The 14209-nt window shown below is 31.8% G+C and carries 12 protein-coding genes; 8 read left to right on the top strand and 4 right to left on the bottom strand.

The genetic code is table 11. The annotated features are described in order from the left end of the window. The first annotated feature begins 249 nt into the window (after positions 1-249). The 3 genes from brnQ (at position 250) to ACWJJT_RS04220 (ending at position 3905) form a co-directional block, all read left to right on the top strand. Positions 250-1545: a branched-chain amino acid transport system II carrier protein gene (gene brnQ, locus ACWJJT_RS04230; protein ID WP_462953009.1), complete on the top strand. Its 1296-nt coding sequence runs from the start codon at positions 250-252 to the stop codon at positions 1543-1545. Positions 1546-2065: 520 nt separating this feature from the next. Then, the gene (gene speE, locus ACWJJT_RS04225; RefSeq protein WP_462953008.1) at positions 2066-2938 is read left to right on the top strand and encodes a polyamine aminopropyltransferase; all 873 of its coding nucleotides are present in this window, start codon (positions 2066-2068) and stop codon (positions 2936-2938) included. A 238-nt stretch (positions 2939-3176) separates the two neighbouring features. Continuing rightward, on the top strand, positions 3177-3905 hold the full coding sequence (locus ACWJJT_RS04220; RefSeq protein ID WP_462953007.1) for a hypothetical protein: 729 nt from the start codon (positions 3177-3179) through the stop codon (positions 3903-3905). 483 nt (positions 3906-4388) lie between these two features. On the opposite strand, the gene ACWJJT_RS04215 is transcribed toward ACWJJT_RS04220, so the two are convergent. After that, positions 4389-5822: a DDE-type integrase/transposase/recombinase gene (locus ACWJJT_RS04215; protein ID WP_258280699.1), complete on the bottom strand. Its 1434-nt coding sequence runs from the start codon at positions 5820-5822 to the stop codon at positions 4389-4391. Between the two features lie 174 nt (positions 5823-5996). Here ACWJJT_RS04215 and ACWJJT_RS04210 point away from each other — a divergent pair, with 174 nt between their 5' ends. Next, on the top strand, positions 5997-6221 hold the full coding sequence (locus ACWJJT_RS04210) for an alpha/beta-type small acid-soluble spore protein (protein ID WP_165414532.1): 225 nt from the start codon (positions 5997-5999) through the stop codon (positions 6219-6221). A gap of 158 nt (positions 6222-6379) precedes the next feature. Here the strand turns inward: ACWJJT_RS04210 and ACWJJT_RS04205 are convergent, their stop codons facing one another. After that, positions 6380-6847 carry a GreA/GreB family elongation factor gene (locus ACWJJT_RS04205; RefSeq protein ID WP_216303688.1) on the bottom strand — a complete coding sequence of 156 codons (468 nt, stop codon included), beginning with the start codon at positions 6845-6847 and terminating at the stop codon, positions 6380-6382. 433 nt (positions 6848-7280) lie between these two features. On the opposite strand from ACWJJT_RS04205, the gene ACWJJT_RS04200 reads away from it, so the two are divergent. The 4 genes from ACWJJT_RS04200 to ACWJJT_RS04185 all read left to right on the top strand — a co-directional run bounded on the left by ACWJJT_RS04200 (position 7281) and on the right by ACWJJT_RS04185 (position 11988). Beyond that, a complete protein-coding gene (locus ACWJJT_RS04200; RefSeq protein WP_216303687.1) occupies positions 7281-8642 on the top strand; it encodes an MATE family efflux transporter in 1362 nt (453 codons plus the stop codon). Positions 8643-8918: 276 nt separating this feature from the next. After that, on the top strand, positions 8919-10136 hold the full coding sequence (locus ACWJJT_RS04195; protein ID WP_462956172.1) for a quaternary amine ABC transporter ATP-binding protein: 1218 nt from the start codon (positions 8919-8921) through the stop codon (positions 10134-10136). Continuing rightward, positions 10105-10947 (top strand): ABC transporter permease, encoded by an 843-nt coding sequence (locus ACWJJT_RS04190; protein WP_216303685.1) that lies wholly within the window; start codon positions 10105-10107, stop codon positions 10945-10947. The genes ACWJJT_RS04195 and ACWJJT_RS04190 overlap by 32 nt, the downstream gene beginning before the upstream one ends. A gap of 141 nt (positions 10948-11088) precedes the next feature. Continuing rightward, entirely contained in the window at positions 11089-11988 is a 900-nt protein-coding gene (locus tag ACWJJT_RS04185; RefSeq protein ID WP_216303684.1) for a glycine betaine ABC transporter substrate-binding protein, read from the top strand. A 94-nt stretch (positions 11989-12082) separates the two neighbouring features. Here ACWJJT_RS04185 and ACWJJT_RS04180 read toward each other — a convergent pair whose 3' ends face one another. Both ACWJJT_RS04180 and ACWJJT_RS04175 read right to left on the bottom strand, forming a co-directional pair. Beyond that, positions 12083-13501, bottom strand: a complete 1419-nt coding sequence (locus ACWJJT_RS04180) for an IS1182 family transposase (protein WP_462956171.1) — start codon at positions 13499-13501, stop codon at positions 12083-12085. Positions 13502-13733: 232 nt separating this feature from the next. Further along, on the bottom strand, positions 13734-14060 hold the full coding sequence (locus ACWJJT_RS04175) for a hypothetical protein (protein WP_216303683.1): 327 nt from the start codon (positions 14058-14060) through the stop codon (positions 13734-13736). Positions 14061-14209 lie beyond the last annotated feature (149 nt).

Raw genomic sequence — 14209 nt, 5'->3', positions numbered from 1 at the left:
TCATAGTTGTTATTATTCACGCATTGTTATACAATGCTATTATTCAAATAATTTAATAAGGAGATTTTCTCATGAATTCAGATTTTGAAAACGGTAAAATAGGAAAACTATTGTTCAACCTAGCATTACCATGCATTATGGCTCAATTAGAAATTAAAAAGATAAGGTAAGCCTTATTCTTAAAATAATAGTATGGATTTAATTATTTTTTAAAATTACATAAATTCATCCATCTGGAGGTATACACAAATGAAAACTTCAACAAAACATTCCTTGGTTATAGGGTTTGCACTATTTGCAATGTTTTTCGGTGCAGGAAACCTAATTTTTCCACCATACTTAGGGAAAGCGGTAGGAAGCAAGTTTATTATAGCTATTATAGGGTTCCTCCTTACAGGAGTTGGTCTTCCTCTAATTGGAATAATTGCCTGTGCTAAAATTAATGGTTCTTTCGATAAAATGGCAAATAGAGTAGGTTCAAAATTTGCAATAATAACAGGTGTAGCTTTAATTCTTGTTATAGGACCTTTATTTGCAGTTCCAAGAACAGCTGCAACAACTTTCGAACTTGGAATACAGCCTTTATTCCCATTTATGGGGCAAAACATAACTATTATATTGTATTTTGCAATAACACTTGCATTCGTGCTTAAACCTTCTTCAATAATTGATAATATAGGTAAAATACTTACACCAGCACTTTTATTAATGCTCGCTATAATTATATTTAAAGGGATAATATTTCCTATTGGACCAATTGTAAATACACATTACCAAGGTGCATTTTCAAAATCTTTATTAGAAGGTTATCAAACAATGGACGGTATGGGTTCTGTTATATTGGCATCAATAATTCTTTCAGCTGTTAGAGCAAAGGGTTATGAAAATCCTAAAGATATAATGAAGATGACTATAAAGGCATCTATGGTGGCTGTAGTGGGTTTAGCCTTTGTATATTCTGGACTTATGTATCTTGGATCCCAAACATCTACATTGTTCTCTGAAGATATAGCAAGAACTAATCTAGTTACACAAATTGTAAAACTAGACTTAGGCAGTATTGGTAGCGTTATTCTTAGTTTATCTGTGAGTCTTGCATGCTTAACAACTTCTATAGGATTACTTTCAAGTGGAGCAAAATACTTTGCCAAACTCTCAAATGGTAAAGTATCTTACACGACTAATGCTATTTCTATGGCTTTAGTAAGTGGAGTAATAGCTACAAAAGGCGTTGATAGTATAGTTATATTGGCAGTTCCAATTTTACAAATTTTATATCCAATTGTAATTATTCTAATAGCTATTACCTTTCTTGGTGATAAAGTGAAAAATGATAAGGTTGTTGCTATAACTGTATACACAGCTTTAATAATAACTATTTTAGATACAGTAAATGGTTTATGTGGGAATAACATTGCATTTGTTAAATTTATTCCGCTAGCAAGTGCAGGATTTTCATGGCTTATACCTTCTTTACTAGCTTTTGTAATTTCCAACATTTTAATAAAATCGAAAGAAGATGCTACTTCAATTGTTGAAATGTGAGAATGTTATAAATAATTAATATTTATATTATAAAAAGCCACCTTTATGCAGGTGGCTTTTGTTTCTTTTGAGTTATCACTGCCTTTTACATCATTTAGTTTATGATTTTTATTTATTTTCGTCTCCACTGTAGCAACATGTAGATCCTCTAGTTTGCGCAAAACATTATAATTATTTTCTATTATTCTTTTTTCTTAATTTTGTTTTAAAAAGGATTTAGAAAAAAATAACATGATATTAATATTATTAACCCAATTATAATGTTAAGCCTTTTTTCTTGAGTGACCATTGGATAACTTTCAGTTACCTATTATGGGTTGATGGAGATTTAAATAGAATAAGATATAGTGGTGTTAGGTTATCATTAGCATATCCAAGTTGAACTTTCGAATATCTATGATATACTTGAAGTGGTGACTTTCGGAGATACAAAAGAAAACATTGAAGCTGTAATTGTTGAATTAACTATAATAGAGTTGCATCTTTACAAGCTTAAATTTATTATAATGGAGGAATTATTATGAAAATGGATGAATTGCCAAAATATTTTAAAAAAATTGATAATGAACTGTGGTTTGAGGAAGTTGAAGTTGAGAAAAAAAGTTTGAAAATTACTTACAAAATTAATAAATGTTTTTCCTATAGCAAATCGCCCTATCAAGAGGTAGCTTTGATAGATACTGTGGCATTTGGTCCATGTCTTGTGCTTGATGGGTCAATGCAGACTACTTCAGCAGATGGATTTATATATAATGAAATGATTACTCATATTCCAGTAATCACACATAAAAACCCACAAAACGTATTGGTTATTGGTGGAGGAGACTGTGGAGCGGTACGAGAATTATCAAAGTATAAAGAACTTGAGACAATTGACATGGTTGAGCTCGACGAAGTAGTAACAAAAGAAAGCATAAAATTTCTTCCGGAAATAAGCGGAGGCGCAGGTTTTGATAAAAGAATCAATTTTAAATTCGGAGATGGAGTTGAATACGTAAAGCGCACCGATATTAAGTATGATATAGTAATGGTCGATTCACCAGATCCTGAGGGTCCTGCTAAGGATTTGTTTGGAGAAGAATTTTATAAAAATGTAAAAAGAACATTAAAAACTGATGGGGTAATGGTATGTCAAAGTGAATCTCCAATGCTTCATCGTAATATAATTGAGAATACAAGAAGGATATTAAAGAATAACTTTAAAATTGTAAAAACCTATATAGCGTTTGTTCCAACTTACCCAGGTGGATTATGGAGTTTTACAATGGCTTCAGATGTTTATGATCCTAGTAACATGGACGTAAATAAATTGCCTCTTGAAACTCGTTATTTAACAAAGGAGATTGCAAAATCTTGCTTTGATCTTCCAAATTTCATAAGTGATCTAAAATAGAAAAAGCTGAGCTTAAAAGTTTAGAGACTACAATTGATTAGGGTATAGACATGAAGTCTGTATCCTTTTTAATGTGATGGTTAAGGAGGGTTTAAATTATGCCAATCTGGGTGTCGTTTTTAATTGGGTTTATTATAGCAATTGTATTTAGCATTTTTATTAAAAAAAACAAATAACTTTTAAATAATTATGATTATAAAGTTATCACTACAAAAGCATATGCGAGGAGAAAAAACAAATGAAAAAGTCAGTAAAAGCACTTGTAATCTTATCACTCATAGTACTATTAGTTATAGTAGTAAGTATATACAGAATAGTCTCAACACCACCATCACAAGTATCATCAGAAGCTGCAACAGGAACACCAGAGCAAATAGCGGATAAAAGGATTTCAGATGCGAAAATAGTAGAGGATAAAAAAATAGCAGATGCAAAAATAGTAGCAGATAAAATAATAGAAGATGCAAAAGCGGCGGAGGCAAAAAAAACATCGGATTTAAAAGCAATCGAGACTAAAAAAATATTAGAGGCAAAGTCTCAGGGGAATCAACTTAAGGAAGATGAATATAAAAGTTATAGTAATGAAAAATTTTCATATTCAATTATGTATCCTAATGATCTTAAAGTAGTTAATGATACTGCAAATGGTAATATACTTAAATCTGACGATGGAAAGGTTTATTTGCAGATATATGGAACTAATAATGCACCAAATGATACTATTGATTCAATATACAATAAAGCAATTAAAAATAATAATATGTATTATAAAGCTAAAGGTGGTAGTTGGTTTGTAATATCTTATACTGAAGGTGACGAAATAGTATATCAAAAAAAAGTAGTAGGAAAAGCTTCAACAAATACTTTTATTTTTAAATTTCCAGCAAATGAAAAGGACAAGTATACTAAAGTTGTGGATAGGCTTGAAAAAAGTTTCAAGACATCTTCTACTGATAAAAATCATTAATGGTAGAGTTGATAAGCCGCATAAAAAAATAGATAACCATTATAAATAAATATAATAGAAAAAGGAGATAATTAAAGTTATCTTCTTTATTTTATTTCAAACACAATCAAAATTAATAAACCTAAATAAAAATTTTAAAGATGAATTAATGAATAAAAAGTTCGTTTTAAAAAATACTAGTTGTAGATATACAAGGTTGAGATCAAAATTATTACAATATATCTTGGGTATTTACAATATAAAATTAGATAGTGTTAACTAATCTATGAAAAAACAAGATTAAAAATTTTGGAATTTAAATTGCACCTTGAAAAGTGAAAATATACCTTAAAGGAATGAAATATTAGTTTTGTCTTCATCAAAACCTTGTAATTTTTTTGGTAAATAAAAAAAGTCAGCAAAAATATACCTAATCAGATTGTTCCTTTTTTACGGAACCCTGCCGGGTAAGAAAATTCAAACTATATTAAAAGGTAAATTCACTTATACAACCTGTTTTTCTATTATAAGTTGCTGTGAAAGTTCGATTAACTTTTGCCATTTTGCTGGCATAGTAGAAATCTTTTCAAGTTCAGGGATTGAGTTCAATGGTCCCCAATAAGCGTAGCTATGTGGGCGGAGAAAGTTGTAATATGCTACAAACAACGCCAAGTGCGTGTTGGAACCTTCTTCACTACCAAAGCCATTTGTAACCCTATAGGAAAATTTAAATGTTCTGTTGAGACGCTCTATTATTTGTTTAAGCCAACGATATTCGGTTGAAATAGGATCAGAGTTAGTAAGACCAATTACTTGGATTACATCGAAGTCCATGCCGTTAAGTTTAAACTGTTGCTCAGCAAGCTTATATGCAGTATAGCCATCAGCAACGAATTTAAGTGACTTGCCGGGAAACTCTTTGAACTTATCGAAAGCCATACGCATAGTCAAAATGCAAGGGCCAGTATCACGGCTAAAAGACGCTTGGTATCCTAAAATTGATTTCTTGATAGCGTCCATAACAAGCCAAACATATTGATGGACTCCTTTGACTTTAGTATAAGTTTCATCAGCAGCGAGGTAATCAGTAGGCTTATAGTCATAATTATCGACAAAGGGTTTAACTAAAGCGGCAGCTGTGACGGCGTATCTGCTAACCATGACATGAGATATTTTAACTCCATGTATTTCCCAAAGAGCAAGCGCCGTACGGCGTGTAGATAATCCTAAATTAATGTTATATGTTAGACATAGGCCCATTACATGAGACGAAAAATTTCTGAAATTTAGGCTAGTAGCACCTTTTGGCATAGAAGATAAATCTACATCAAAATAATTCGTTGTAAACTCACGATAAATGTAATGCAGTTTAAATCTGTGCTTATCTTTCTTGTATTCTTTAATATCTTCAAGAGAAAGCCTTGAAAGAGAATTCAGGTAATAATTACATTTTTTATTAACACATTTATGGATATAAAAGTTTTTACGGTCCTTCTTCTTACTTAAAGAGTGTCCACAAAATGGGCAAAGGAAGCTCTCAGTTTTAAAATTAACCTTATTTTTGTTGAAATGCAGATCACAAACTTTGCACCAAAGCTGCCCACGGCCTCCAGCGTTATCGTAGATATAGATGTGCGGAGCGCCACATTGAGGGCAGATGGTCTCTGGGGATACTGGATATTTACCACGAGAATTGACAGGTTTTTTATCCTTACCATGAGAGGTTTTATACTCATCTAATAGTTGATTATAATTAAGCTTTTCAAAAGTTTTGATAGTAGGCAATTTGTCTACAGTAAGTTTTTTATATTTAGGACTTGTCATATCGTATTTTGGAACTTTTAGCGGTATATTTTTAGCAATAAAAATAAGTAATTGTTTAATTTGAGAAAGTAATACTTGATTATAGGTAACTAACATTGATATAATTGTACTCACAATGACACCTTCCTTTTGGTATTTTGTTGAGTTCAGATACAACAATTATATCAAATAGAGGGGGGCATTGTTTTTTTATTTTAAAAACAACTTAAATCCTTGCAAATTCAAGGATTTATATAAAAAAAGTAAAGATAGTGTTTACACTATCTAAAATTATATGGAGGTAGTAAAATGACTAAAAGAACATTAGTACCAGAAGCAGCGGGAAAACTTCAAAAATTTAAGATGGAAGTAGCACAAGATATGGCAGTAGATAATATTGAAAGCAGAAATGTAGATATGGGCGATGTGCCAAGTAATATTGTAAATAAAATAAAAAATTCAGGTAATGTCGGCGGAGAAATGGTAAAGAGAATGGTAGAGGCAGCAGAAAAAAATATGGTGGATAATAAGTAAAGGGTGTCGTGCATCCGTATGAAGTTTCTCCGCCGTGCCTTGAAATAAGGGTTTGAAATGTGAATTCATAAAAGCAATGATAAGGGGTAATTTTAAATTTACAAAACAAGAATTAATAAAAAAAATTTAAGCAGAGAGTGATCTCTGCTTAAATTTTTTTACTCGTAAATTTTTTCTATACTTACTTCATAATTGCCTTCAGGAGATATAACAGAGCACTTTTCTCCAAGTGCCTTTTTATATATTGCCATTCCAAGAGGGGATTCAATACTTATGTTCATTAAATCAGGGTTGGTCTCTACTGTTGATACCAGGTGTATGTTCTCAATATCACCTGTGTCAAGAAATTTAATATCAGCCTGACCTCCAAGACCTAATTGGTCGTCACTACTGTAATCATCTACGACTGTAGAGTTCCTAAGTAACTCTTGAACTGCAATTATTCTATCATTATTGGTTGCTTCCTCATCTTTAGCTGCATCATACTCTGCATTCTCACTTAAATCGCCATGGCCCTTTGCTTCTTTAATTGCGGCGGTTATTTCTCTTCTTTTTTCTCCTGTGCGAAAGGATAATTCTTCCTCTAATTTTATTACTCCACTAGGTGTTAATATTGTATTTTTCATAGTTTTGTCACTCCTAACAATTTTGCGTATATGATTCTGTCTTCTATTTTAAAATAAATTAGACATATCAAATTTTTTTAAATATAGAGAAGACAATAAAGAATTATTATATCACATTTTTGGACAATATATTAAATGTAATTTTGAAGTTAATGTTTATTTAAATGTATTCTAATAAACATTACAAACTATATTTATAAAAACTGCAATATATTTTGTTGTTAATGAGCCCTGAAGTAGATTGAATAATTTAGGCTTGCAGAATAAGAAAAAATGTAGAACATGTGTTATACTAGAAAATAGGTATATCAATGGTTAATGCCGCATATCTAAACATATGTGACTCAAATAGAATAATATAAAATTACTGGAAATTGTAAAAGTTTCTTACTGACATTTTAAATTTATATTTTTAGTATGGAGGAATGTTTTTATGAATCAAACAAAAGAATTAGGAACAGAAAGTATAGGAAAACTACTGGTTAAGTTTTCGGTGCCAGCTATAACAGGGATGATTGTAAATGCGTTATATAACATTGTAGATCGAATGTATATAGGGCATATTAAAGGGGTAGGATCCTATGCACTTTCAGGACTTGCTATAACGTTCCCCATATCAGTTATTATAATGGCTTTTGGAATGCTTATTGGGATAGGTGCTAGTGCAGTTATATCAATAAAACTAGGAGAAAAAAACAAGGAAGCGGCAGATAATATTTTGGGAAATGCCTTTATACTTATAACGATAATATCATTAGTGATTAGTATACTTGGAGTTTTGTTTTTAAATAAACTCCTAATCTTATTTGGAGCAAGTGAAAATAGTATCCCCTATGCAAAAGCATATATACAAATCATACTTATGGGAGCTGTTTTTCAAAATATAGGATTTGGTATTAATAATATAATTAGAGCAGAGGGTAATCCTAAAATGGCAATGCTTACAATGGTATTTGGTGCAATTATTAATATTATATTAGATCCAATATTCATATTCGTTTTTGATATGGGAATTCAAGGTGCTGCAATAGCAACCATAATTTCTCAAGCTTTTAATACTATATTAGTATTGAAATATTTTACATCTAAAAGCAGTGGAAGCGTGCTAAAAATAAAGAAAGCCAATTTAAAGCTGCATAAACATATTATAAAAGATATTTTTGCTATTGGCATGGCTCCTTTTTCTATGCAAATTGCATCAAGTTTTGTAATTATTTTATATAATAAAGGTCTTTATTCTTACGGAGGGGATCTTGCAATAGCTGCAATGGGAATATTAAATAGTATATCAATGCTTATTTTTATGCCTATATTTGGTATAAGTCAAGGGATTCAGCCTATAATAGGATATAATTATGGGGCTAAATTGTATCCAAGGGTTTTAAAGGTTTTAAAGCTTGCCATAACTTTTGGCACTTGCATTGCTATAATTGGATTTATAGGAGTACAAGTATTTGCGAAGCAGCTTATTGGCGTATTTGTAGGTAATAATACTGACCTAATAAATCTAGGTGCACGTGGAATTAGAATAGACTTAATCTTTTTACCTATATTAGGGTTTCAAATTTTAGGGGCAAGCTATTTTCAAGCAATAAATGAGGCAAAAACCTCAATGATTTTAAGCATATTAAGACAAGTCATAGTACTAATTCCACTTATTCTTATACTTCCATTATTTTTTAAATTGGATGGATTATGGCTTTCACAACCTTGTGCAGATTTGATCGCAACTGCACTAACCGCATTCTTCTTATGGAAAAGTATTAAAAAACTTAAATGTAAAAACATTGTATAGAAAAACAACAAATGTAACACAATAACAAAATAGATCCAACAAAAAAAGGTGTTTATAAAGAACACCTTTTTATGTTAATTATTTTTAATAATTCAGGAGGTTGAATAAGTATGCAAATACCTTATTAATAGCATATATGTAATATAATAGGAGAAATGCGATTGTCGAAAACTTGTATTTACTGTCGAGGTCTAGTACAATGTAAGAATATCGCTTAAATCTAAAGGGATGTGTTTACAAATAATACATAGATTAAATAATCAAAGAGGTGAATAAATGTTGAAAATTGAAGTTAAAGGTTTGACCAAGATTTTTGGTAAAAACCCTAAACAAGGAATAAAGCTTTTACAAGAAGGAAAAACAAAACCAGATATCTTAAAAGAAACAGGAATGACTGTAGGTGTAAATAGGGTATCGTTTGAAGTACACTCTGGAGAAATTTTTGTCATTATGGGATTGTCAGGAAGTGGGAAGTCCACCCTTGTTAGATTGATTAATCGTCTAATCGAGCCAAATGCAGGTAGTGTGTTAGTGGATGGTGAGGATTTGGCGAAAATGGATAAACATGAATTAAGAGAAACTAGAAGAAAGAAACTAAGCATGGTTTTTCAAGGATTTGGATTATTTCCCCATCGTACTATTTTGGAGAATGCCGGATTCGGATTAGAAATACAAGGTATGGATAAAAAAGAAATTGAGGAAAAAGCCCTCGAATCATTACAATTGGTAGGGCTTAAAGGATACGAGGATCAATATCCTAGTCAATTATCAGGAGGGATGAAGCAAAGAGTAGGTCTTGCAAGGGCTCTAGCTAATAATCCAGATATTTTATTAATGGATGAAGCCTTTTCAGCACTAGATCCTTTAAACCGTAAAGAGATGCAAGATGAGCTTATAGATTTACAAGCAACCATGCATAAAACAATTATATTTATTACGCATGACTTAGATGAAGCACTTAAAATTGGAGACAGAATAGCAATTATGAAAAATGGATTAATAGTGCAGGTTGGTACTCCAGAAGAAATTATGACAAATCCTGCTGATGAATATGTTAGAAAGTTTGTTGAGGATGTAGATAGATCCAAGGTTTTTTCTGCACAACATGTTATGAAACGCCCAGAGACCATAGATGTAGAAAAACATGGTCCACGAGTTGCATTAAAACGTATGAGACAGGCTGGAATTTCAAGTATCTATGTTATTAATAAAAACAAAGAGTTCTTAGGAGTTGTAACTGCAGATGCGGCAGCTGAAGCAGTGAAAAATGGAACTAAAGATATTTATGATGTTATGATTACGGATGTTCCTGTAGTTCTTCCAGATTTGTCATTAAATGATTTGTTTGAGATAATACACGATTCTCCTGTACCAGTAGCTGTTGTTGAAGAAAAAATATTAAAAGGAATTATAGTTCGAGGTGCAGTATTAGCGGCTCTTGCAGGAAATGAGGTGAATAACGATGAAACAAATACCAACGATACCAATAGTTAAATGGGCTGACATGCTTGTAGCATGGTTAAGAGATAACGCTCAGTGGTTTTTTGAACCAATTAAAGATATTCTAAATGCTGTTGTAAATGGGTTAAGTGACGCATTAATAGCTATCCCTCCAGTGGTTTTTATACTGATTATCGTAGCATTAACTATATTTATAACTAAGAAAAAATGGGGTTTATCTATATTTGCATTATTGGGGTTGCTATTAATCCTAAATCTTGGATATTGGGAACAAACCATGCTTACCCTTTCATTGATTTTGACATCTAGTTCAATATCAATTTTGATTGGTATTCCTCTTGGAGTTTGGATGTCAAAAAGCAGAATGGTGCAAGATATAGTAACGCCTATATTAGACATTATGCAGACTATGCCTGCTTTTGTTTATTTAATACCAGCTGTTTCTTTCTTTGGGATAGGAATGGTACCTGGAATTATTGCATCTGTTATATTTGCAATGCCTCCAGTTGTAAGGTTAACTAATTTTGGTATTCGCCAAGTTTCAACAGAACTTATTGAGGCAGCAGATGCCTTTGGGTCAACTCCTGCACAAAAATTATTTAAGGTTCAACTTCCGATTGCGAAAAATACAATTATGGCAGGGGTTAACCAAACAATTATGTTAGCACTATCTATGGTTGTTATAGCTTCTATGATTGGTGCTGACGGGTTAGGTGTTGAAGTCTTTAGAGCGGTTACAAGAAATGAAGCCGGACAAGGATTTGCTTCAGGTTTAGCTATTGTTATATTAGCGATGATATTGGATCGTATTACTCAAGCGCTAAATAAAAAACACACTACATAAGGTTTTAACGACATTTCAGAAGGAAAGTCTCCACTTCTATAATTGGGAGTGTAAATCTCCTTCTGAAGTTGTTAATATTGCAGCTTCGAAGAAGATGATTTAACGACATTTCAAAATAAAATAAAAGGAGTAAGTAAATTAATGATTAAAAATAATTGGAAACAATTTGGAATAGTAACATTTAGTCTAATAGCTCTGACTTTTGTAGGATGTAGTAGTAAAAGTGGCGAAGTAAAAAAGACTGATAATTCAAGTATTGAAAAACAATTAAATTATAAGATTACAGGTATAGATGCGGGCGCGGGCGTAGTGCAAGCTGCTGAAAAAGCTGTTAAAGACTATAAATTAGATTATAAAGTGCAAACTAGCTCAGGTGCTGCTATGACACAAGCACTTTCAGATGCAATTAAAAATAAGGAGCCAATTATAATAACTGGTTGGTCACCTCACTGGATGTTTAGTAAATATGATTTGAAATACTTAAAGGACCCTAAAGGATCTTTCGGTGGTGCTGAAAATATAAATACAATTGCACGCTTAGGATTAAAAAAAGATAAGCCAGATGCTTATAAAATTTTAGACCAATTTTCATGGACAGCTGATGATATGGAAGCTGTTATGCTTAAAGTTAACGAGGGTGAAGTTGTAAAGAAAGTTGCAAGACAATGGATTACTGACAATAAAGATAAAGTAAGTAAGTGGACAGCGGGTGCAAAAAAAGTGGATGGTAAGGAAGTCAAGCTTGCTTATGTTTCTTGGGATACAGAAATTGCATCTACTAATGTAATTGCATTAGTACTTGAAGATATGGGATACAAAGTTAGACTTACGCAAGTAGAATCAGGTCCTATGTGGGCGGCTGTAGCTACTGGAGATGTAGATGCTATTGTTGCAGCATGGTTACCAGGAACACACGCTAAATATATGGCTGACTACAAAGGTAAAGTTGAAGATCTAGGTCCAAACCTAGAGGGAGCTAAAATAGGGTTAGTTGTTCCTAAATATATGAACATTAATTCTATAGAAGATTTAGCTAAATAGATTATTTATTAAAAATAGGCCTTCAAAAGGCCTATTTCAGGTTGTTTACAAACCCAGTATAATTTTTTTATTATACTGGGGTTTTTACATGCAATTATGCGATAGCGCTTTGAGTTATGGATAAATTTAAAATAACAACTATCTTCTTAGTTAGAAAATCAAAAAACAGTAAAGATAGCAGGCTAGCTATCTTTTTCATATTCTGCACTGCTGCTGTAAGCAGACACTGCTCTTTCACATTTTCTAATCCACGCATATGGCAATAGCGAAGCCCATGCAGTTGTTTTGAATCTGCGAAGCTTCGCTCTATAGTTTCTTTTCTTCTTCTATATATATTTCTGCCTTTATCTGTTCTGGTGAACTTTACAACATCTTCTTTATACGTTTCCCAAACATGTCTTCTAATAGTTTTAAACTTGCTTTTTGCAGAAAAGCATTGAGCTCTATTTGGACATATCTCGCAATATTTTGCATTACCAACATATTCTTTATATCCTTCTCTTGTTGTCGTTTTATAATGTAAAGCCCTTAAGTCAGGGCATACGTAAATGTCCTGCTCTTTAACATATTGGAATTTATTTTTTGTGTACATTCCTTTTGTATGTGGAGACCTACGGTATCCCATTACAGATTTTAATTCCCTCTCATATAGTTCTTTACATATAAGATTTGTAGCATAACCAGCATCTGCACCAACATATTTTGTGTTAAAATTAAACTTTTTTATTTGCACATCTAATCTATCGATATAAGGATCAACATCATTTATGTTTCCAGGAGTAACATACACATCAGTAATTATGTTATGTCTGCTATCGACAGTTCTGTGATCTAAATATGAGAAGCCTTCCGGCTTGCCATCTCTCATCATATATCCACTGTCGGGGTCGGTTGTGCTAACTTTAGTTTCTTTTATTTTGGTAACAGGTTCTTTTTCTTTTAAAGGTTTTTTACCATGGTTTATTCTATCTTCTTCCACTGCTTTATTAAGTTCAGCTACATATTCTTTCGGCGTTTTTTCAACTTCAATTTTCACAAGCTTTCGCTTATTAACATTTGCTTTTAGGTGTGTAGAATCTGTGTAAAGTATTTTACCGGTTACCATCTTAAGATTTATAGCCTTAAATACTACTTCGTCAAATATTTTTTGAAACACATCTGTACCTTTAAACCGTCTACGTCTATTTTGGCTAATTGTTGAATGATCTGGAATAGGATCAGTAAGACTTAGTCCTAGAAACCATCTATAAGCCACATTTACTTCAATGTCCTTTACAAGTTGTCGTTCAGATTTTATTCCAAATAAGTACCCAATAAACAGCATTTTAAAAAGTATAATAGGATCTACGCCAGGTCTTCCATTATCTAAGCAGTAATATTTTTTAGTCAGTTCTCTTATAAAAGAGAAATCCATGTATTTATCTATATTTCTCAGAATATGGTCTTTAGGAACTAAATCTTCTAAATACACCATTTCTAGTTTTTGTTGTGTGAAGTTCTTTTCATTAATCATAATAATGCCCTCCGAATTATAAAGTTTGTATACTATATATATTCGACATTGATGTCCTAAAATCCTTTTTGAATATGAAAAAAACACTCCAATTTTAAATTAGAGTGTTTTACATTTTATGTTTGTCAACGGTCTGAAATAGGCCTTCAAAAGGCCTATTTTTTTACGTTATTAGATTCAGTGTATGTAGCAAGTTAGAGTGAGGTTAAATTGTCATCTCTAGTTCTACTTATTAATCTTTTCTGCAGCAATTCTTGTGAACCCAATTTTTATAGTCTTCTTGAAATCCTAAGTCAGTATAACAAATTAATTCTCCAGGAGAAATGGAATTAGTACATACCTGACAAGTAGAGTTATACTCAGCTGTCTTTGTAATCCCTAACCATAGGGGTTCATTAAGTTTTAAAAGTTCATGTTCTAGTTCATTATCTGTAAATTCCTTGCATACTAACTCACGTAAATAACCTGAAAAATTATTTTCTCCATGAGTTAATTTAGATTTTCGCAGTGCTAATTTATACACATGATCTGGCAGGTTAATTGATACTTTTTTACTCATTATTACTAACTCCTATAGTATTAATATCTACTGATATAATATGAGGGTTATTATAATTAGTGCACACTTTGTATCGAATATTGCCTTGGACGTGGTACTACTTTAAAGGTAATTATTAAAAAGTGCATAAGTAATCAATTAGAAGCAGA

The sequence above is a fragment of the Clostridium sp. CM041 genome (assembly GCF_055081035.1).
This window is presented reverse-complemented; position numbering and strand designations above follow the sequence as displayed.